The sequence below is a fragment of the Pseudovibrio exalbescens genome (assembly GCF_028737195.1).
Classification (GTDB): domain Bacteria; phylum Pseudomonadota; class Alphaproteobacteria; order Rhizobiales; family Stappiaceae; genus Pseudovibrio; species Pseudovibrio zosterae.
Genome location: NZ_JAQZAJ010000003.1, coordinates 96,371 through 116,634, shown reverse-complemented (window position 1 = coordinate 116,634; position 20,264 = coordinate 96,371). Strand labels below are relative to the sequence as shown.

Below are 20,264 nucleotides of genomic sequence, written 5' to 3'. Positions count from 1 at the left end.
GAAGGACTATTGCGCCGCTGGCCGCAAAAGCTCTTTGACGACGCAGCTTGCTTTGGCAAAGTCCATCTGGCCGGGGTATTTGTCCTTCAGCACCGACATGCAGCGCCCCATATCGCGAAGCCCTTTGGCTTCCAGGTTGTCAACAACGGTCTTGCAGATCAGGCGCACTTCATACTCGGAAAGCTGCGGCGGAAGGAACTCGCGGATCAGGTCAGCTTCCTGCTGTTCCTGCAAGGCGAGCACGGTGTTGCCGGTCTTCTCGCATGTGACGCACTCATGCATGCGTTGGTCAACCATGTGCCGCAGCAGGTTGAGCACCTCTTCTTCGGACACACCATCACGGCCTTGCTCACGCGCCGCCGTTTCACGATCCTTGATGGCAGCGCTGATCAGCCTTAGGGTTGCGGCTCTTCTCTTGTCATTGCTCTCCAAAGCCTGCTTCAAGGCATCGGCCAGTTTTTCACGCAGCATTACATGGAACCCTAGTTTAAAAATCGTCCACTGGCTAATAATGACAGTCTAATTCGATTTTAGATTTTGATGTAATTCTCTGAAATCAAGCGGCTTTAATTCACAATAAGTGATATTGACCAGTTCGGAGCCATCTCCTACATTCCCAGCCTTGATGCGACTGCAGTGAGCTAAAGTCAACCCCTGTAGCAAGCTGTTGATGGCCGCATGATGTCACCAACCGTATCAAGAAAGCAAGACATGAAACCTGTAGATGCTTGGTCCGCAACCCTGCCAACAGCCCTCCTAGTCCTCGCTGACGGCACCGTCATCGAAGGTTTTGGCCTTGGCGCGACGGGTTCAGCGACCGGCGAGGTGTGCTTTAACACCGCCATCACTGGCTACGAAGAGATCCTGACTGATCCTTCCTACGCGGGCCAGATCATAACCTTTACCTTTCCACATATAGGTAACGTCGGCACCAACGACGAGGATATCGAAACCGTAAACATGGCCGCCAACACCGGCGTCCGAGGCGCGGTCTTGCGAGCAGACATCACGGAACCATCCAATTACCGAGCAGCCAAGAATTTCGATGCATGGCTCAAGGCTCGAGGGATTGTCGCGATCGCGGGTGTAGACACACGAGCCCTGACGGCCCTCATCCGCGAGACTGGCATGCCAAATGCCGTGATCGCATTCGACCCGGAAGGGAACTTCGATAAAGAAGCGCTCGTCACTCAGGCAAAGGCATTCCCGGGCCTGGAGGGTATGGATCTGGCCGCAGAGGTTACAACCGCGCAGCGCTATGACTGGCAAGAGACCACATGGAAGTGGGATGAGGGCTACAGCAACCAAAGCACGCCCAAACACCACGTCGTTGCCATCGACTATGGCGTAAAGCGCAACATTCTGCGTCTGCTTGCCGAAGCAGGCTGCAAGGTCACGGTTGTCCCGGCTGAGACTTCAGCCAAAGAAATATTGGAGCTGAATCCGGACGGCATCTTCCTGTCCAATGGTCCGGGCGACCCGGCTGCCACTGGTGCCTATGCTGTACCAACCATCAAAAGCCTTATCGACAGCGGAAAGCCCATCTTCGGGATTTGCCTCGGTCACCAGATGCTCGCGTTGGCCTTGGGTGGCAAGACGCAAAAGATGCATCAGGGACATCACGGCGCAAACCACCCTGTGAAAGATCTGACCACCGGAAAGGTTGAGATCACCTCCATGAACCATGGCTTTGCAGTGGATGCAGAGAGCCTGCCAGAATGTATTGAGCAAACACATACATCTTTGTTTGATGGCTCGAATTGCGGCATCAAGCTCAAGGACAAGCCCGTGTTTTCCGTGCAATACCATCCAGAGGCCTCACCTGGACCACAGGACAGCCAATACCTCTTCCAGAAGTTCACCGGCTTTATGGAAGCAGCGGCAAGCTGAAAGGCTAGCGGGAGCCCGACGCGGCTCCCCTTAGTCGGCAGATAAAAATGCAAAAGCCGGCGCGCGCAAGCGGCCGGCTTTTGCATAAAAACTTGTCGGAACTGACGATTAAGCCAGTTCACTCTCCAGAACCTGGCTCAGAGCGGATACAACACCGCGAACCTCTGCGATCTGCTCTTTCAGCGCCTGCTCTTGCTCCAGCAGCAGCTGCTCCTGTGCAGCGCAAATTTCTTTCAGCTCGCCAAGCTGCTTATCGCGGGCTGTTCCGCTTTCAACCAGCTTAATGATGCGGCGAACTTCTGCCAAAGTAAGGCCAATCTTCTTCGCTTGAAGGATGACCCGCATGCGACCCACGTCGCGTGCACGGTAGAAACGACGAGCACCACGACGCACTGGGTTCAAAAGACCCTTTTCCTCGTAGAAACGGAGTGTGCGAAGGGTAACGCCGAACAACTCGGACATTTCGGAGATAGCCAGCAGCTGACCGTCACCATCATCATCGCGAATTGGCCCTGCAATATCAGGAACTACATCAAGCTTGGTCGGAATTGTGTTCATTTCCATTTTGCCCGGTGGTTTCTTAATTCACCATTTTTGAAGAGCTATAAAGACTCGATCGCACCACTTCCCACCTAAGTCGGCGTGACCTCGTCATTACCCCCCGTAATACCACTCTTCAGCTCGTTACTATGTAATAGCTCTAAGACCAGCTGCCACTTCTGATTGAACTCGAATGTACCCGCAGAGACACTCGTGATGCGCCAGAAAACAGCATTGCAATCCGCTTCCGCGCTCTGTCGTTATTTTCTGAGCGCGAAATTATTGATAATTTACACAATGCGCTCGAAAAAATACACCCGACGGTCAAGTTTTTTTACTTCCCCTGCGTAACGTATACACAACGGCAGCGTGCAGTCACACAATACGACAAAGAAGAAATTAGTTAAAAATCAACCGACCGCAGAACCTAGATACCTACCAAGTAATCAGAGACAGTCGTTCATGTTAACTCTAACCCTTTCCGCAGGATGAGAGGAGCCACGCTCGAAGTATTCCTCCTGAAAAGAAAACGTTTTCCTCGATACTAATTTTCCCAAACGGTCAAAATTACGCGACGTACATTTACGTCAAAATAGATTTTTCCTCACGTCACTCCAAGCCACTATCGGATTTCTTACCCCTCAAATTCCAAATAATTCACAGAAATTGCAGAGCGCATTCCGCAGTTCGCGTCCTTTAAACGCTCTGTGTGCGCTCCGCATTTGTTGAGAATGCCTCACAGAAATGCTCATCTGCTGAGGTGATTCAGGGAGCCGCCAGCACGAAATTGTAGCAGAACACCCCACTCTCGGGACGCCGTCACCGCGGAACCCCAGCCAACACTGAGGTCTTTTGGAGCAAATCTGTCAATTTATGCATTTGTATTTCGCTAGGCATGTGGCAAACTTGTGTTGCCTTTTTTCATACAACTAAGCGAAGACCTTGAATGGACACGCAAAACCTTACAGAGCCGGAAATGCGCCCTGAACAGTTCAAAGCATGGCGACGATCCCTCGGCCTCAAACAAAAAGAGGCCGCAGAGTATCTTGGGCTGAAAAAGCGAATGATCCAGTACTATGAAAAAGGCAAGCGCGACGGCCGACCAGTCGAGATCCCTAAATCGGTCCGGCTGGCCTGCTTTGCTCTGACACAAGGCGTGGCCGACTACAACGGCGAACGCATCCTGCCTTTGGATCACGACCCAGTCCCATCCGACGATTTCTAATCATAAAGACGACATTTTCGGCTAACTTGCGCTCTAAGGGTTTTACATCCTCGGAATATTTCTTATAACGCTCGCTCAGCCGACATAACTGCAATAGGAAAATAGCGCATGGTTCAACGCCTCTGTTGTACCTGACGCTCTCCGTGCGAACGACTGTGAGTAATCATGCCAAAACGCAACGACATCCAATCTATTCTGATCATCGGGGCAGGCCCCATCGTGATTGGTCAGGCCTGTGAGTTCGACTATTCCGGCACTCAGGCCTGTAAGGCGCTGCGAGAAGAAGGCTACCGAATTATCTTGGTCAACTCTAATCCGGCAACAATCATGACGGATCCGGATTTGGCCGATGCGACTTACATCGAACCAATCACACCTGAGATCGTTGAGCAGATCATCGCCAAGGAGCGCCCAGACGCACTTCTGCCAACCATGGGCGGCCAGACTGCGCTGAACTGTGCGTTGGCTCTGGAAGAGCGCGGCGTTCTATCGAAATACAATGTCGAAATGATTGGCGCGAAGGCGGATGTCATCGACAAGGCTGAGGACCGCGAAAAGTTTCGTGCGGCAATGGACAAGATCGGCCTCGAAAACCCCAGAGCAGCCATCGCCTCTTCTCCGCCCATCCGCAACGAAGCTGGCGCGATCGTCGGATATGACCGCGGCGCAGGCTTTGCAACGGCGATGCGTCACCTGGAAGAAATTGGCCTTCCAGCCATCATCCGCCCAGCCTTCACGCTGGGAGGCACCGGCGGCGGCGTTGCATATAACCGCGAAGAGTACGAAACCATTGTCCGCTCAGGCATCGAGGCCTCCCCTACCGGCCAGGTGCTTATTGATGAGAGCCTGCTGGGCTGGAAGGAATACGAGATGGAAGTGGTCCGCGACAAAGCGGATAACTGCATCATCATCTGCTCCATTGAAAACATTGATCCAATGGGCGTGCATACTGGCGATTCCATCACCGTTGCACCGGCCCTCACGCTGACTGACAAAGAATATCAGATCATGCGCAACGCCTCTCTGGCAGTACTGCGTGAGATCGGCGTTGAAACCGGCGGTTCCAACGTTCAGTTCGCAGTTAATCCAGAAAATGGCCGCTTGGTCGTGATCGAGATGAACCCACGCGTTTCTCGCTCGTCCGCACTTGCATCCAAGGCCACTGGATTTCCGATCGCGAAGGTCGCCGCCAAGCTGGCAGTCGGCTACACACTGGATGAACTGGACAACGACATCACGGGCGGGGCCACACCAGCTTCCTTCGAACCCACCATCGACTACGTGGTCACCAAGATTCCTCGGTTTGCATTCGAGAAGTTCAAGGGCGCCGAACCGAACCTGACCACAGCCATGAAGTCTGTTGGTGAAGTGATGGCCATCGGCCGCACCTTTGCAGAAAGCTTGCAAAAGGCACTTCGCGGCCTTGAAACCGGCCTTTCCGGTCTCGATCCAATTGAGATCCATGGCGTTGGTCAAGGGGATGACGCCAACGCAGTGCGCAAAGCTCTGGGAACCCCTACTCCAGATCGCCTCCTGAATGTGGCGCAGGCCATGCGCCTTGGCATCAGCGAAAAAGACATCCACTCGATCTGCAAAATTGATCCATGGTTCCTTGAGCAAATCAAGGCAATTGTAGACACTGAAAAACTCATTGAGGAACGTGGTCTTCCTGCTCATGCTGAAGGCCTGCGCAAACTGAAGGCGATGGGTTTCTCCGATCACCGTTTAGCAACGCTGACTGGCAAGTCCGACAAGGATGTGCGGGCCCTGCGTCACCGTCTCGATGTACGACCAGTCTACAAGCGCATCGATACCTGCGCAGCGGAGTTCGCTTCGCCCACCGCCTATATGTATTCTACCTACGAGGCGCCATTTGCAGGCGCAACCGCATGTGAGGCTGAGCCCAGTGAGCGTCAGAAGGTGGTCATTCTTGGCGGTGGCCCAAACCGTATCGGGCAAGGCATCGAGTTTGACTACTGTTGCTGTCATGCCGCCTTCGCCCTTAAGGATGCGGGCTACGAAGCCATCATGGTCAACTGTAACCCAGAGACCGTATCCACCGACTACGACACATCCGACCGCCTCTATTTCGAGCCGCTCACCAGCGAAGATACGCTTGAGATTCTCAAGCTGGAGCAGTCAAAAGGCACCCTTAAAGGCGTTATCGTGCAGTTCGGCGGACAGACGCCCTTGAAACTCGCCCGCGATCTAATGGATGCAGGCATTCCGATCCTTGGCACATCTCCGGACATGATCGACCTCGCAGAAGACCGTGACCGCTTCCAGAAGCTGCTTCATGATTTGGACCTTCAGCAGCCGGACAACGGCATTGCCCGCTCCATTGAAGAGGCCGAAAAGATCGTCGCGGAAATCGGCTACCCTGTCGTGATCCGCCCTTCATACGTGTTGGGCGGTCGCGGTATGGAGATCATTCGCGATGACGAACAGTTCCAGCATTACATCCATGAAGCGGTAGTTGTCTCTGGTGAAGCACCGGTGCTGATTGATAGCTACCTGTCCAATGCCATCGAGGTGGATGTAGACGCGCTCTGTGACGGCAAAGATGTGTTCATGTGTGGCCTTATGGAACACATTGAAGAAGCTGGCATCCATTCCGGCGACAGCGCTTGCTCCCTTCCCGCCTACAATATCGGACAGGATCTCATTCGCAGAATTGAAGATCAGACCCGCAAGCTGGCCTTGGCCCTCAACGTTGGCGGCCTTATGAACGTGCAGTTCGCGGTCAAGGACGACGAGATCTACGTGCTGGAAGTCAATCCACGGGCCTCCAGAACGGTGCCGTTCGTGGCGAAAACCATCGGCGAACCGATCGCAAAGATCGCAGCACGCGTGATGGCAGGTGAAACACTGGAGTCATTCTCACTCAAGCCCAAGCACCTGCACCACATGACCGTGAAAGAAGCCGTGTTCCCGTTTGCACGCTTCCCAGGCGTAGATACAATCCTCGGCCCGGAGATGCGGTCAACTGGCGAAGTCATGGGCATCGACCGCGACTTTGCAATCGCTTTTGCAAAAGCACAGATTGCCAGCGGCCACACGTTACCAACGGGTGGCACCGCCTTCTTCTCCGTCAAGGACGCAGACAAGGCGCGCATCATTCAGGCCGCAAAAAGGCTTCACAGAGCTGGATTTAAGATCATTGCCACCTCAGGAACCCAGAGATATCTTGAGCAACAGGGGATTACCTGTTCAAAGATAAACAAGGTTCTTGAAGGGCGTCCGCATATTGTGGATGCTATCAAGAATGGCGAAGTTCAGCTGGTGTTCAATACAACCGAAGGTGCTGAAGCCATCGCCGATAGCCGTTCGCTGCGCCGCTCAACGCTGGTCAACAAGGTGCCCTACTACACCACGGTTGCCGGGTCCGTTGCCGCAGCAAAAGGCATCGAAGCGTATTTAGCTGGCAATCTTGAGGTAAGGCCGCTACAGTCCTACTTTGAGTAAGCTCACAGATTGACATCGTCCGGGTGGGACATTTCCTGCCCGGTCAATTTTTTTGTTGCGTCTGGACACTGAAGTCGGCGCAACCTTGGAAAGGTGTAGGAGTCATGGATAAGGTACCAATGACTGCTGATGGTTACGCGATGCTCAGTGATGAACTGAAGAACCGCACCACAGTCGAGCGTCCACGCATCATTGCCGCCATTTCCGAAGCCCGTGCGCACGGCGACCTCTCTGAAAACGCCGAGTACCACGCTGCAAAGGAGCAGCAGAGCTTGAACGAGGGCCGCATTAGCGAGCTGGAAGACAAGCTGGGCCGCGCGGAAGTGATCGACCTCACCAAGCTGAGCGGCGAGACCATCAAGTTTGGCGCGACCGTGACGCTTGAAGATGAAGACACCGAGGAAGAAAAGAAGTACATGATTGTTGGCGACGTTGAAGCCGACGTGAAAAAGAACCGTATTTCCATCTCTTCACCAATCGCACGCGCACTCATCGGAAAGAGCGTTGGCGACAGTGTCGAAGTTACGGCACCAGGAGGTGCACGTTCCTACGAGATCTTGAAAGTCGAGTTTGTCTGATCCCAATCAGATATCGATCCATTGATGCCGCCCTCAGGGCGGCATTTTTATTTGCAATCCGGCACACGCTTTGATGGTGCAGCCAAAAACAACAACATATGCAAGCCGACTATCGAAACCCATATTATCGATAATTTGCAGATGGTTACCCTGATAAAATAAGCCAACTAATTACAACTTTAGATACTGATAATTAACACTTACAGCGCTATCACCTGAGATATATTTACGCATTTCTCGGGAGGGAGCCATGCAGGACACCTCATCACTATCTCGCCGACTGGCGTTTTTTCGAATTGATCAGGAGACGCAGCGCACGCTCTCCCAAATTTGGCCGACGATTGAAACGAACCTGCCAGAGATCTTGAGCCGCTTCTACGCCCACGTGGGCTCTACAAGCCCATTGGGCGAGTTTGTTGCAGGACAGGTTGAGCACCTCAAGGCGGCACAAGCCAAACACTGGGCGCTCATGTTTCGCTCTGGCTTTAACGAAGACTACGTTATGCAAGTGGAACGCATTGGCCGCGCACACGAACGCATTGGCCTTTCATCAGATTGGTACATCGGCGGCTATACCTACCTGCTCAATGAGCTGAATGCCGTCCTGCTCCGCAAGTTTCGTTTCTCCCGATCAAAGTTGAAGACCGCGATGGAGGCGATCCAGAAGGCAGTCATGCTGGACATGGCCTACTCGATCAACGCCTATGAAACTGTCTACCGCGAGGAACGTGAGCGTCGTTCTAGCCAGCTTGAAGAAGCCATACACTCCTTCGAGACAGGAATTGCAGACATTCTCAAGGATGTGGAAGCCAAAGGCAAACGGGTCGAGACATGCACTAAGCAACTGACCGAAGCCGCCCATCGCAGTGAAACTTCCGCCGCATCCGCTAGCACTTCCGCCAACGAGACAGCACGCAGTGTCCAAAGTGGAGCTGCCGCTGTGGAAGAGATGTCCACCAACGTGGGCGAGATCAGCACACAGGTGTCCCGTTCTGCAGAGACTGCACGCCTCGTCTCGGAAGATGCTGATCGAGCCAATGAAACCGTCCTCGGACTGCAAACAGCGACCAACGAGATTGGCGCAGTTACGGAGCTGATCAGCGCCATCGCGGAACAAACCAACCTGCTGGCGCTGAATGCAACGATTGAGGCTGCTCGTGCAGGAGAAGCTGGAAAAGGCTTTGCGGTCGTTGCAAGTGAAGTAAAGGACCTGGCCAGCCAGACAAGCAAGGCAACCGACGAGATTGCGCAGAAGATCAATGCAATTCAGGCAGAGACAAGGCGCTGCGTAGAAGAAATCTCAGCGATCACGGAAAAAATTGAGGACGTCAGCAAAGCGGCGTCAAGCATCGCATCTTCGGTTGAACAGCAAGGCGCGGCAACCAACGAGATCTCAATGAACATTCAGTCTGCATCCCAGCATGCCAGCGGAATTACCGACGAGATCTCTCACATCCTGAGCAACGCCACGAATGCCAACAGTGCTGCACGAACGGCGCAGCAAGCAGCCGAGGAACTTCACAGGAACAACGAGGCCATTGCGGCCGCAGTGGAGCAGTTCTTCAAGGATATCCGAGCCGCTTGATGATAAAAAAGAGCGGGCGCAAAGCCCGCTTTTTCGTCAATCGATTGGCACCGAAGGAACGTCCTTCGTCTTGCGAATGGTCAGCGCCGTTCGAATGTTGTCCACGTTTGGCGCAGCCGTGAGATCACGGATAACAAAGTTCTGAAAGCTCTCCAGATCCTGTGTGACGCACTTCAGGATGAAGTCGACTTCACCGGAAAGCATGTAGCTTTCACGCACAACAGGCCAGTCGGCAACCTGTTTCTCAAAGGCAATCAAATCGGCTTCGGTCTGGTTGCGCAGGCCCACCATGGCAAATGCGGTGACTTCATAACCCAGCTGTTTTTCATCCAGCAGCGTACGATAGCCGGAAATCAGGCCGGTCTCTTCCAAAGCGCGCACGCGGCGCAAACAAGGTGGGGCAGAAATCCCTACCCGTCTTGCCAGTTCCACATTGGTAATGCGACCATCGTTCTGCAGTTCTTTAAGAATTTGCCAGTCGATTGAATCAAGACGCGCTTTCAAGCTCGTCTCCTTTTTTCTCTTGTCTTATTTGGGTCAAATCGCCATGAAACTGGTCGACGCCTCTGGCATACACCATTATTGAAGCTTCTTTGCGCCCGTTTGAAAGACTATACTAAAAATGCACAGGAATCGGAAACTTCAGGAAACTCCTACCCTCAAAATGAGCGGAAATCTGTGGGTAATAACAGACGGAAAAGCCGGTGACGAAGCGCAGTGCATTGGCGTCGCCGAGGCACTTGGCTTGCCTTATGAGGTGCGAAGAGTCGCGCCGCGCAAGCTGTTTTCGCTGGCCATGCCTCATGGCCCGATTGATCCTGCAGACAGTCCGAACAAGCCAAAAAGCCCGATCGCGCGCCCCTTTCCCAAGGTGGCCATTGCGTCCGGGCGCCGCTCGATCCCCTACCTGCGTGCCATAAAGAAGTTTTCTGGCGGCAAGACCATAACCGTCTGCCTCAAAGACCCCCGGACCGGATGCAAAGCAGCAGACATCATCTGGGTTGCAACACACGACAAACTGCGCGGCCCCAACGTAATTGTTTCACCAACGGCGCCTCACCGGTTCTCCAAAGAGCGTCTGGCAGAAGCCCGGGCCAATCCCTGGGCTGAAATTGCGTCGCTGCCCAAGCCGCGCCTCGCCGTTCTGGTTGGGGGCAACAGCAAACATCACCACTTCACGGAAGAGGACATTGCCCGACTCGGTGACGGCCTGAGTGAGGCGAGCAAGACCCATTCGCTGATGATCACCGTTTCCCGGCGTACGCCTGATGCTCTGGCAGACCGCCTCAGACAATTTGGAGCCCGCCCCAACCACCTCTATTGGGAGGGAGACGGCCCAAACCCTCTGTTGCAGTACCTCGCAAATGCGCAAGGCGTTGTGGTAACAACCGATTCGACCAACATGGTTGGCGAAGCGACTGCAACGGGATACCCCATATATGGTTTCCAGCCAGAGGGCGGACACAAGAAGTTTGATCTCTTTTTGGGGACACTCAGGGGAATGAACGTGCTTCACCCCTTCCCAGGATTGCTAGAAGGTACTACCTACGAGCCGATGGATTCCACACCAGTCATAGCCGACGCGATCCGCGAACGATTGCAGAGGGGCTGAGTTGGCAGGCGGACAGGCCACAGGGCCACGCACTCGCAACTGTCAGGAGCAAGAGGGTAGCAGAATGACCACGAAACACACGCAACTGCTGATCATTGGGTCCGGCCCTGCAGGCTACACCGCAGCGATCTATGGCGCACGAGCCATGATGGACACCCAGATCATTACCGGCGTTCAGGCAGGTGGTCAGCTGACCATCACCACCGACGTTGAAAACTATCCAGGTTTTGCTGATCCAATCCAAGGCCCTTGGCTCATGGAAGAGATGCGCAAGCAGGCTGAAAATGTTGGCACACAGATCACCTATGACATGATCACAGAGGCTGACTTGTCCAAGCGCCCGTTTACCCTGAAGGGAGACAGCGGCACCACCTACACCTGCGATGCGCTTGTTATAGCAACAGGAGCACAGGCCAAGTGGCTGGGCCTTCCTTCCGAGCAAACCTTTCAGGCAGGCGGCGTCTCTGCCTGTGCGACCTGTGACGGTTTCTTCTATCGTGGCAAGGAAGTTGTCGTCGTGGGCGGCGGCAATACCGCCGTGGAAGAAGCCCTTTATCTTGCAAATCTCGCATCTAAGGTGACCCTGATCCACCGCCGCGACAGTTTGCGCGCGGAAAAAATACTGCAAGACCGTCTGTTTAAGAACGAAAAGATCGAGGTTTTGTGGAACAATACAGTTGAGGAAATTCTGGGCACAGAATCTCCCGCGGTAGTAACGGGCGTTAAACTTCGCAATACACAAACAGGGGAAGCGACAGAGCTGAACACCGATGGCGTATTTGTCGCCATTGGCCATGCCCCGGCAGTGGAACTGTTCAAGGATCAGGTCGAGATGAAGTCCTCTGGCTACATCTGGACAGCACCAGATTCGACGCAGACCTCCATTCCAGGGGTTTTTGCAGCAGGCGACGTCACTGACGAGACTTTCCGTCAGGCCGTTACAGCTGCAGGCATGGGATGTATGGCAGCTCTGGAAGCTGAACGTTTTCTTGCTGCAGACGCAGCAGAAACGGCAAACGCGGCCGAATAAGGCCTATGCATGTGAGAGGAGCCAAACTGTATGCCGGGGCGGTCACTAGATTGGGATAAACTGCGGATCTTTCACGCGGCGGCGCAAGCGGGCAGCTTTACGCACGCAGGTGAAGCGCTGAACATGAGCCAATCGGCCGTGAGCCGACAGGTCAGTGCACTGGAAAACGACCTTGGCGTGGCTCTGTTCCACCGCCATGCGCGTGGTCTGGTGCCCACTGAACAGGGTGAGCTTTTGTATCGCACCGCCCGTGAGGTGATGCTGAAACTGGAAGCGGCCCAGAGCCGGCTGACAGACAGCAAGGAAAAGCCATCCGGCGTTCTGCGCGTTGCCACAACGGTGGGCCTTGGTTCGACCTGGCTCCCTTCTCGCATCCATGAGTTCGTTGATCTCTATCCTGACGTGCGTCTTGAGATCATCACCCAGGACGACGAACTTGACCTTTCCATGCGCGAAGCGGACGTGGCCATTCGCCTGCGTCCGCCAACGCAGCCTGACCTGATCCAGCGCAAGCTGTTCACCGTGCACTTCCATGTGTACGCATCACCGCAGTACCTGGAGCGCTTCGGGACCCCTGAGTCGGTTGAGGATCTGGCAAACCACCGCTTGATCACCATTGGTGACCATACCCCAACCTATCTGCGCATCATGAACTGGCTGGAAACCGCTGGTTTGCCAGCAGGCCAAAAGCGGGACGTCGCGTTTCAGGTGAACAACCTCACAGGCATCAAGCGCGCCGTAAAAAGGGGCGTTGGTCTGGCCATTCTGCCAGACTATATGGTGGAGCGGGATACGGGGTTCGTGACAGTGCTGGACAAGGGCCACGATGAACTGCCGTCCTTTGACAGCTACTTCGTCTATCCCTCAGAGCTGCGCAACACAGCACGAGTCACGGCATTCCGCGATTTCCTGGTGTCCAATGCGGAACGCTGGTCTCACTAGACTGATTCCCATCTGACTGATGCACAATTTTCTCTGGGTGATTCATAAAAGGGTCACCTAGAGGCACTTTTCAGAAAACCGATCTTTTCAGATATATCGGCAGCTCAAGCAAACGTTTGCGCAAGAAAACGCAGGTTTCTGCGATTCCTCCCCAACATGATGCGACGCCCTGCCTCATAGACAATTCGAATGAGAAGCCATAACTTTCATGCATATCTGCAATGCAAAAAATGACCATTGCGTGTGGCCATATGCACTGCATATATACACTGGCTGTTGACCAATGGAGCCGTCACATCTCTCCTCCCAGTGACGTGCTTATCTGGTCAATTGTTCCCCTCTGGAAGGTGATTGCACCAGGAATTGGTGTTTAATCAATCGAACTTTACCGGGCCTACGTGGCCCGGTTTTTTTTTGCGATTCTCCTAAACCTCAGAAAAAACAAAAGTAATCACATCCAGTGATGCTTTCATCTAATCCTGTTATGAGTTCGGAGCTGTAGAACGGTTGACCTGAAAATTTGCAGCCCTAGCGGCCTTAAAGGTCACTAAATTCTGCTTGCGGAGCAAAAAAATGTTCATTTCACGCCCGATTTCGCACTGATCACGAAATAGGCATCTGTGCTGCATAATTATGCAGCCATGCAATGACGTAGGGACAACTCGCCAAACGCGAGGTACCCACAAAACTTCAGCACTTGACACCTTTTGTCGCGAGACTCTCAGGGCCCCTTAAGATATACGGACTCCCCTGAAACATATGACAATGATAAGACAGCGGGTGTTGTACACCTCCAAGCTGCATCAGTTAGTGAGTATTGCGTATGATTGAGGTAAGGCGGGCGGCGTTCGTGCTGGCACTGTGTGCGGGCGCACTCTTGTTTTCAGAGGCCACTAGGTTGGTCGACGCACTGAATACGCCACAAGAGCGGCAACAGGTCGTCGCCGCTCAGTAGTCATCAGGTGGAAGCTCAATCGCTTTTTAGCGATAGAGCTCCTCCCCCTTCATTCCGCTATAGAGGCCAGCAACCTGCTCAGCATAGCCGTTGTACAGCTGTGTCGGTAGTTCTTCATCTGTGCCAAGCATACGCTCCTTAGCCTGCGACCAACGTGGATGCGGCACATCTGGGTTAACATTAGCCCAGAACCCGTACTCAGTAGCTGCAATTTGCTCCCAGAAGCTTACCGGACGCTCATCGGTGAAGGTCATTCGCACAATAGACTTGATGGATTTGAACCCATACTTCCACGGCAGAACCAAGCGGATGGGGGCACCGAACTGCTTTGGCAGCGGCTTGCCGTAGATACCCGTTGCAACAAAGGCCAGCTCATTCATCCCCTCAGCCATGGTAACGCCCTCGACATAAGGCCAAGGATACCAGAACTGGCGTTGTCCAGAAGCGACTGTCGCGTCCTCAAAGGTCTCAAAACGCACAAACTTCGCGCTGGAAAGAGGTGCAGCCAATTTGATGAGGTCTGCCAGTGGGAAGCCGGTCCAAGGCACGGCCATCGCCCACGCCTCCACGCAGCGATGTCTGTAGAGACGCTCTTCCAGATCCATCTTGCCAATCAGGCTATCCGCATCGATGGTCGTCTCTTTCTCCACCAAGCCATCTATGGTCAGCGTCCATGGACGTATCTTCAGGGCCTGAGCAGCTGCCGCAATGCGCTTGTGAGAGCCGAACTCATAAAAATTGTTGTATTGGGAGCTGACCGCTTCACCGGTAATGGCTCGGTCCAAAGTGAACGCAGAATTGCGCTCTGCGGGGTAAAACTGCGCCGTAGGATCTGTCGCAGCGCGCGCGGCTGACAAAGTAACCATGGAGGACAGACCAGCACCGGCACCGACCACCAATGCGCTCTTCAAGAACTTTCGTCGATTGAAGAACACATCTTCAGGCGTTGCGGCACTTTCCGGAAGTTCCCATCCTTTGGGATGTATCACATGCATGAGCAGACCCATTCTTGTTGACGCGTTGCCACCAAGTTATGGGTCAGCCCCCCTCACACTCAAGTAAACCTCGAGTGATCTGCTCAATTCAGGCTGGTAGCAAGAAGGGGCGGCAGACCCACCGCCCCCTTTTCTTCAGCTCAGGCCACTCCTAGGCAACAGCCTCACTGCCATACTTCATAACAACCTGCTCAGCAGGTTTGCCGGAGAGTTCTTCCATGTGATCGAACTCACGGCGGAAGCTGGCAACGCCAGCCGTTGCAGACCTCAGCTCAACGATAAGATCGCCTACTTCGCTGTCTGGCATCAGAGCCTGCACCTCGTCCCAGCCATCCCAACCCGGACGGGCATCGAAGCCAAGGATCTGACCGCGGCGACCAGAGACAATCGCCGTGATCCGAGCGGTTGCATCAGACGGACAAGCCACGACAACCTTACTGATCGGCTCAAGGAGCACTGGTTTGCATTCCTTCAAACCATCACGCATCGCAAGAATGGCAGCCATTCTGAATGCCTGGTCGGAACTGTCTACAGAGTGGTAGGAGCCATCGGTCAGAACAACGCCCACATCCACGACTGGGAAACCGAGCGGTCCTTTCTGCAGCGCCTCTTCAACGCCGTGCTTCACAGAAGGAATGTACTGCTTGGGCACAACCCCGCCTGAAATGGTGTCAGAAAAGGCGTGACCTTCTCCGCGAGGCATTGGCTGAATGGTCAAGGCAACATCGCCAAACTGACCATGCCCGCCACTTTGCTTTTTGTGACGACGGCGCAGCTCCGTTTTCCCTCTGATGGTTTCCTGATACGGAATGGTTGGTTCGTACTGCTCCACGTTCAGGCCGTACTTTCCGCGCAGCTTTTCAACGGCCACACGCAGGTGCATTTCGCCCTGCCCTTCCAGTATGGTTTGACCACTCTCCTGCGATTGCACAAGACGCAGAGAAGGATCCTCTTCCAGCAACTTGGCAAGAGCAGAAGAAAGACGCACTTCGTCCTTCCGTTCCGCAGCCTTCAGGCCGGTTGTCAGCACCGGCTCGAGCGGCCGCGCTGCATCCAGCAGTGTTTCAGGTGCCTTACCAATACCCAACGTATCGCCGGTCTTTACATCCTCCAGCTTGCCAAAGGCGATAAGATCGCCAGCAACCACAGGCCCATCGTTCTTTACCGGTTGGCTCCCCTTCATACGGAACAGGCCGGAAGGCCGAAGCTCATTGTTGTTAGCGTCGCGCAGCAAGCTGCTTTCACTCACCGTCCCGCTCAACACGCGGCACACGGACAACTTGCCGCCATGCTGAGTGTGATAGGTCTTCAGTACCTGCACGGTGCCCGCATCATTTTCGGACAAGCCAACACGTTCGCGGGTCTGTTCTACAGTCGGCGCTTCATGTCTCAGCTCCTTGAGAAGCCGACGAATGCCGTTGTTCTTTTCAGCACAGCCAATGAATACGGGGACCACGTCGCCATGCTGCATGGTTTCTGTCAAATCCTTGAAGACCATCTCATTGTCTGGCTCGTCTTCTTCGAGGAGTTTTTCCATCAACTCGTCGTCATGATCCGCCAGCATCTCCATCATGGAGTAGCGCGCTTCCAGCTCTCGGGCTTTCTCCTCATCCGCCAGATCAACCACCGTGCTCGGCCCATCGTCGTGGTAGACAAATGCCCGCTCCAGCGCCAAGTCGATGTATCCAGACACAGCGCCATCGGTCCAAATCGGAATCTGGCGCAACAGCAACGGCACAGACGAGGCTGGCTGCAAAGCCGCAAGGGTCTCGCGCACACGCCCGGTCGCCTTGTCAATCTTGTTCAGGAATAGAACGTGAGGAATGCTCTTTGCTTCAAGAGACTTGAGGATCACCTGCAACGCAGGGATTTTCTTTTCATCCGGCTCGGCAACCACGATTGCCAAGTCAACGCCGCCCAAGATGGCTTCACTTTCACTGAGGAACTCCACTGAACCTGGGCAGTCGATAAAGGTGTACCTGTCTCCCTTGTAGGTACAATCGGCAATGTTCGCCTCAACACTCATGCCGTGGCTGCGGGCTTCCTCTGACGAGTCTCCCAGTGTTGTTCCAGCAGTCACGCTACCTTGTCTGGCAATTGCCCCCGTGCGTGCCAGAAGGGCCTCGAATAAGGTGGTCTTACCACTTGCGAATGGCCCGACTATCGCTACACAGCGAGGGCTGCTCACCCTGCCGCCAGCACCACCAACGCCTTTTTCTCCCATGATCGCTACTCCGTACCGAATTGAGGATCGACACGTCGCTAAGCGCCTGAGGCGCCTGCAATTTCGACGCGCCTTTCTCCGACCCCTCCCGGGTCAGATCTCTATGGTCGCAGGAGTTGCCTTGAAATATCAAGCCGTAAAACTGCGACGGCGCAGTGTGTGACAGTCCGCCGCAGAATTTCTATTGATCGGTGAATAGCTTAGGTCAGTTGGCCTTACTCAACTGCAGGCCGGTTATACCTGCCGTAAGGTTCAAACCGGTATTGGCCTCCAAGCTTAAAGGCTGAAGTGCAATGGACTTGTCGAGACCGCCGACAAGGATGTTCGCCTGTAATCCCGCGCCAAGCGCTGCCCCGGCCGAAACGCCTCCATAGCTACCCGCAAGAGCGCCAGGCTCCACGTTGGCGGATGGCGCAAGCACACCCCAAACCAAACTACCTTTGTTCACTGGACCAATATCAAGGCCAAAACTATTGATCTTGCCAGTATAAGCCTCTGAACTTCCTCCTGCGGATTTGAAATCGCAAGCCATGGTATGGCTAGACCCAACGATGAAGCTGCTTCCCTCTGTGACGTTGCAGGTGAGAGTGCCAACCTCAACGGTGGGCTGACTTTGCTCACTGGCGGCAACAGCACCAGCCAACATGAGTGTGCATCCAGAAAACGCGCTCAAAAGTCGAAATGAACGGGGCATGCATTTCTCTCCTTATTGTTCTTGGCCATATCGGCTCACACCCCAGATCAAAAACCTGCTTTGTGGCAAAGTAGCGATCCAACAACTTTCCATAGAAACCAGCAAATCGCCAATGAGGAGAAACAGTTCAAAGCCATCGACTTTTAGTTGGCGTAACAACCCAGAGCATTCGCTGGCGCTTACCATGTCCGGCCTTCAAATATGGCAGTATCTTGGCACTTCTGACACGATGGATACGCTTTATTTACCATAGGAATTAACTCTAAATTTCTGTCCCGTATCGAGACAAGCTGCAATGGTGTTTTAAACAAAAACTCCAAAAGTCGGGCTAACGGCAGACTATTGGAGAATCAAAATGCCTAGTGCACCTTTAAAAACAACAGTGAGCGCGCTCGCTCTCCTCACCGCTGTCAGCCTGCCCGCGTTTGCATTCGAGCAATCCCCAAATGCTCGTGTTGCGGCTGGCTTCGGCGCCCTCGACGGAGACCTTCTTGGATTGGTCTCCGGCAACTATGTCGCTCAACTTCAGAACGGTTTTGCCGCTCAGTTTGATGCCGCAGCAGGCGGCGAAACAGACTATGGATTTGTAGGAGGCTCAGTTCGCCTTGGCTTCCGTCAGTACGATGCAGGCTATTTCGGCGTCATTGCATCCGGCACGCATATCAATCGCAACGATGGTGATATTGGCTTCGTCGGCGCAGAAGGTCAGATGCACTTTGGCCCAGTCAGCCTGGATGCCATGATCGGCCTGCAGGGCTTTGATGACGATGGGGATGTGGTCGGCGCATTCGACGTTTCCTACTACATGACCGAGAACCTGCGCTTCTATGGTGGCTACCGTCATTTCCGCGACGATAACGTCTATGCGGCGGGTGCCGAGTTCCGCCCTGGCAGCTTTGGCCAGCAAGGCATTGCAATCTACGGTGATGCGCGACTGCGGGAAGATGACGATGCGACCTTCCTCGTTGGTGGTCGCCTGAGCTTCAGCGGCAACCGCAGCCTGATGCAGGAAAACCGCAACGATTATGTTAACCGCAACTACATCCTTGATGAGCTGATCTCTGAGTAGTCGCTGACGTGAAACAAGGAAAAAGGCGCGGAATTCCGCGCCTTTCTCGTTTAAGACCGACCAATCTTACTTGAGATTGCCGCAGAAACGCTGGATGCGTGTGCAAGCCTCAGTAAGCGCCTCGTTTGAGGTTGCGTAGGAAACACGGAAGTTCGGGCCGAGGCCAAATGCAGAACCCGGCACCACGGCCACACCTTCCGTCTCCAGAAGCTCAGCCGCAAAATCCAGATCGTTCTCGATCACTTTCCCAGATGGCGCGGTTTTGCCAATCAAACCCTCGCAGGATGGGAAGACGTAAAACGCCCCTTCCGGCACTGGGCAGGACAATCCATTTGCCTGGTTCAGCATGGACACGACAAGATCGCGGCGTCCCTTGAACACTTCGTTGTTTGGCGCAATGAAATCCTGCGTGCCATTGAGCGCTTCAACAGCTGCCCACTGCGCGATGGATGACGGATTTGAGGTAGACTGAGACTGAATCTTTGCCATTGCCTTGATCAGTTCAACCGGACCGCCAGCATATCCAATACGCCACCCAGTCATTGAATACGCCTTGGAAACACCATTTACAGTGAGCGTGCGCTCATAAAGGCCCGGCTCAACCTGCGCAGGCGTAGTGAACTCGAAATCGTCATAGACCAGATGCTCATACATATCGTCTGACATGACCCACACGTGTGGGTGCTTCATCAGCACATCGGTCAGTGCCTTCAACTCTGAACGGCTGTAGCCTGCACCAGAAGGATTGGAAGGAGAGTTGAAGATTAGCCACTTTGTCTTTGGTGTAATCGCCGATTCCAGAGCTTCGGGTGTAATCTTGAAGGTCGCCTTGTCGGCCTCAACTACAACCGGCTCCCCGCCAGCCAACAGCACCATGTCCGGATAGGACACCCAGTATGGCGTCGGGATCAGCACCTCGTCACCCGGATTGATGGTCGCCATCAGGGCATTGTAAAGAACCTGCTTGCCACCCGTACCGACGGTAATCTGTGCAGGCTCATACTTGAGACCATTGTCGCGCTCAAACTTGGCGCAGATAGCCTTTTTCAGCTCGGGTATGCCATCAACGGCAGTGTACTTGGTCTTGCCTTCGTTAATGGCTGCAATTGCCGCGGCCTTGATGTTCTCCGGTGTATCGAAGTCTGGCTCGCCTGCTCCTAACCCAATAACATCACGACCCGCTGCCTTGAGTTCGCGCGCCTTGTTGGTGACGGCGATGGTTGCAGACGGTTTTACGCGTGAGAGCGCATCGGCGATAAAGCCCATAATGACCTCCATGAAAGCGGCACATTTGCGATTATTTTTCCTGTGGGATCATTTACCCGCCTCATCTCCTAGGCAGATAAACATCCGCAAGGACTGTAGTCCATTGCCAAGCAAGACCACAAACAAAACCATACAGTCCCAGGCAATTATGCGTGCATTGCGCCGCACCTTCTTGCACGAAGTGACAATCACCG

The 20,264-nt window shown here is 54.0% G+C and carries 16 protein-coding genes; 9 read left to right on the top strand and 7 right to left on the bottom strand.

What is annotated here, in order from left to right; all coding sequences use genetic code 11:
• Positions 1 to 6 precede the first annotated feature (6 nt).
• Positions 7 to 471, bottom strand: coding sequence for a GatB/YqeY domain-containing protein (locus PUV47_RS10005; protein WP_274218417.1), 465 nt, complete (start codon positions 469 to 471; stop codon positions 7 to 9).
• A 240-nt stretch (positions 472 to 711) separates the two neighbouring features.
• On the opposite strand from PUV47_RS10005, the gene carA reads away from it, so the two are divergent.
• Positions 712 to 1,890, top strand: a complete 1,179-nt coding sequence (carA, locus tag PUV47_RS10000) for a glutamine-hydrolyzing carbamoyl-phosphate synthase small subunit (protein WP_274218416.1) — start codon at positions 712 to 714, stop codon at positions 1,888 to 1,890.
• 108 nt (positions 1,891 to 1,998) lie between these two features.
• Here carA and PUV47_RS09995 read toward each other — a convergent pair whose 3' ends face one another.
• Positions 1,999 to 2,454, bottom strand: coding sequence for a MerR family transcriptional regulator (locus tag PUV47_RS09995; RefSeq protein WP_274218415.1), 456 nt, complete (start codon positions 2,452 to 2,454; stop codon positions 1,999 to 2,001).
• A 922-nt stretch (positions 2,455 to 3,376) separates the two neighbouring features.
• On the opposite strand from PUV47_RS09995, the gene PUV47_RS09990 reads away from it, so the two are divergent.
• The 4 genes from PUV47_RS09990 (at position 3,377) to PUV47_RS09975 (ending at position 9,283) form a co-directional block, all read left to right on the top strand.
• On the top strand, positions 3,377 to 3,655 hold the full coding sequence (locus PUV47_RS09990; protein WP_274218414.1) for a helix-turn-helix domain-containing protein: 279 nt from the start codon (positions 3,377 to 3,379) through the stop codon (positions 3,653 to 3,655).
• A 165-nt stretch (positions 3,656 to 3,820) separates the two neighbouring features.
• Complete coding sequence (carB, locus tag PUV47_RS09985) at positions 3,821 to 7,120, top strand: carbamoyl-phosphate synthase large subunit (protein WP_274218413.1); 3,300 nt, start codon at positions 3,821 to 3,823, stop codon at positions 7,118 to 7,120.
• Between the two features lie 104 nt (positions 7,121 to 7,224).
• On the top strand, positions 7,225 to 7,698 hold the full coding sequence (gene greA / locus PUV47_RS09980; RefSeq protein WP_274218412.1) for a transcription elongation factor GreA: 474 nt from the start codon (positions 7,225 to 7,227) through the stop codon (positions 7,696 to 7,698).
• A 250-nt stretch (positions 7,699 to 7,948) separates the two neighbouring features.
• The gene (locus tag PUV47_RS09975) at positions 7,949 to 9,283 is read left to right on the top strand and encodes a globin-coupled sensor protein (protein WP_274218411.1); all 1,335 of its coding nucleotides are present in this window, start codon (positions 7,949 to 7,951) and stop codon (positions 9,281 to 9,283) included.
• Positions 9,284 to 9,319: 36 nt separating this feature from the next.
• Here the strand turns inward: PUV47_RS09975 and PUV47_RS09970 are convergent, their stop codons facing one another.
• A complete protein-coding gene (locus PUV47_RS09970; RefSeq protein WP_274218410.1) occupies positions 9,320 to 9,787 on the bottom strand; it encodes an Lrp/AsnC family transcriptional regulator in 468 nt (155 codons plus the stop codon).
• Between the two features lie 160 nt (positions 9,788 to 9,947).
• Between PUV47_RS09970 and PUV47_RS09965 the strand changes: the two genes are divergently transcribed.
• The 3 genes from PUV47_RS09965 (at position 9,948) to PUV47_RS09955 (ending at position 12,867) form a co-directional block, all read left to right on the top strand.
• Positions 9,948 to 10,895 (top strand): mitochondrial fission ELM1 family protein, encoded by a 948-nt coding sequence (locus tag PUV47_RS09965; protein ID WP_274218409.1) that lies wholly within the window; start codon positions 9,948 to 9,950, stop codon positions 10,893 to 10,895.
• Between the two features lie 64 nt (positions 10,896 to 10,959).
• Positions 10,960 to 11,925 carry a thioredoxin-disulfide reductase gene (gene trxB, locus PUV47_RS09960; protein ID WP_274218408.1) on the top strand — a complete coding sequence of 322 codons (966 nt, stop codon included), beginning with the start codon at positions 10,960 to 10,962 and terminating at the stop codon, positions 11,923 to 11,925.
• 30 nt (positions 11,926 to 11,955) lie between these two features.
• Complete coding sequence (locus PUV47_RS09955) at positions 11,956 to 12,867, top strand: LysR family transcriptional regulator (RefSeq protein ID WP_274218407.1); 912 nt, start codon at positions 11,956 to 11,958, stop codon at positions 12,865 to 12,867.
• 981 nt (positions 12,868 to 13,848) lie between these two features.
• Here the strand turns inward: PUV47_RS09955 and msrP are convergent.
• The 3 genes from msrP to PUV47_RS09940 all read right to left on the bottom strand — a co-directional run bounded on the left by msrP (position 13,849) and on the right by PUV47_RS09940 (position 17,735).
• Entirely contained in the window at positions 13,849 to 14,817 is a 969-nt protein-coding gene (gene msrP, locus PUV47_RS09950; protein WP_274218406.1) for a protein-methionine-sulfoxide reductase catalytic subunit MsrP, read from the bottom strand.
• Between the two features lie 151 nt (positions 14,818 to 14,968).
• On the bottom strand, positions 14,969 to 17,041 hold the full coding sequence (locus PUV47_RS09945) for an elongation factor G (RefSeq protein ID WP_274218405.1): 2,073 nt from the start codon (positions 17,039 to 17,041) through the stop codon (positions 14,969 to 14,971).
• 205 nt (positions 17,042 to 17,246) lie between these two features.
• Positions 17,247 to 17,735 carry a DUF992 domain-containing protein gene (locus PUV47_RS09940; RefSeq protein WP_274218404.1) on the bottom strand — a complete coding sequence of 163 codons (489 nt, stop codon included), beginning with the start codon at positions 17,733 to 17,735 and terminating at the stop codon, positions 17,247 to 17,249.
• Positions 17,736 to 18,090: 355 nt separating this feature from the next.
• On the opposite strand from PUV47_RS09940, the gene PUV47_RS09935 reads away from it, so the two are divergent.
• Positions 18,091 to 18,804, top strand: a complete 714-nt coding sequence (locus PUV47_RS09935; RefSeq protein ID WP_274218403.1) for a hypothetical protein — start codon at positions 18,091 to 18,093, stop codon at positions 18,802 to 18,804.
• Between the two features lie 66 nt (positions 18,805 to 18,870).
• Here PUV47_RS09935 and PUV47_RS09930 read toward each other — a convergent pair whose 3' ends face one another.
• Positions 18,871 to 20,070 (bottom strand): pyridoxal phosphate-dependent aminotransferase, encoded by a 1,200-nt coding sequence (locus tag PUV47_RS09930; protein WP_274218402.1) that lies wholly within the window; start codon positions 20,068 to 20,070, stop codon positions 18,871 to 18,873.
• Positions 20,071 to 20,264 lie beyond the last annotated feature (194 nt).

Excerpts from the sequence above, each read along its gene's own strand:
- PUV47_RS09935 (WP_274218403.1), top strand. The coding sequence starts at position 18,091 with ATGCCTAGTGCACCTTTAAAAACAACAGTGAGCGCGCTCGCTCTCCTC.
- PUV47_RS09930 (WP_274218402.1), bottom strand. The coding sequence starts at position 20,070 with ATGGGCTTTATCGCCGATGCGCTCTCACGCGTAAAACCGTCTGCAACC.
- greA (WP_274218412.1), top strand. The coding sequence starts at position 7,225 with ATGGATAAGGTACCAATGACTGCTGATGGTTACGCGATGCTCAGTGAT.
- PUV47_RS09965 (WP_274218409.1), top strand. The coding sequence starts at position 9,948 with ATGAGCGGAAATCTGTGGGTAATAACAGACGGAAAAGCCGGTGACGAA.
- PUV47_RS09990 (WP_274218414.1), top strand. The coding sequence starts at position 3,377 with ATGGACACGCAAAACCTTACAGAGCCGGAAATGCGCCCTGAACAGTTC.
- PUV47_RS09995 (WP_274218415.1), bottom strand. The coding sequence starts at position 2,454 with ATGGAAATGAACACAATTCCGACCAAGCTTGATGTAGTTCCTGATATT.
- carA (WP_274218416.1), top strand. The coding sequence starts at position 712 with ATGAAACCTGTAGATGCTTGGTCCGCAACCCTGCCAACAGCCCTCCTA.
- PUV47_RS10005 (WP_274218417.1), bottom strand. The coding sequence starts at position 471 with ATGCTGCGTGAAAAACTGGCCGATGCCTTGAAGCAGGCTTTGGAGAGC.
- PUV47_RS09940 (WP_274218404.1), bottom strand. The coding sequence starts at position 17,735 with ATGCCCCGTTCATTTCGACTTTTGAGCGCGTTTTCTGGATGCACACTC.
- PUV47_RS09945 (WP_274218405.1), bottom strand. The coding sequence starts at position 17,041 with ATGGGAGAAAAAGGCGTTGGTGGTGCTGGCGGCAGGGTGAGCAGCCCT.
- msrP (WP_274218406.1), bottom strand. The coding sequence starts at position 14,817 with ATGCATGTGATACATCCCAAAGGATGGGAACTTCCGGAAAGTGCCGCA.
- carB (WP_274218413.1), top strand. The coding sequence starts at position 3,821 with ATGCCAAAACGCAACGACATCCAATCTATTCTGATCATCGGGGCAGGC.
- PUV47_RS09975 (WP_274218411.1), top strand. The coding sequence starts at position 7,949 with ATGCAGGACACCTCATCACTATCTCGCCGACTGGCGTTTTTTCGAATT.
- PUV47_RS09955 (WP_274218407.1), top strand. The coding sequence starts at position 11,956 with ATGCCGGGGCGGTCACTAGATTGGGATAAACTGCGGATCTTTCACGCG.
- trxB (WP_274218408.1), top strand. The coding sequence starts at position 10,960 with ATGACCACGAAACACACGCAACTGCTGATCATTGGGTCCGGCCCTGCA.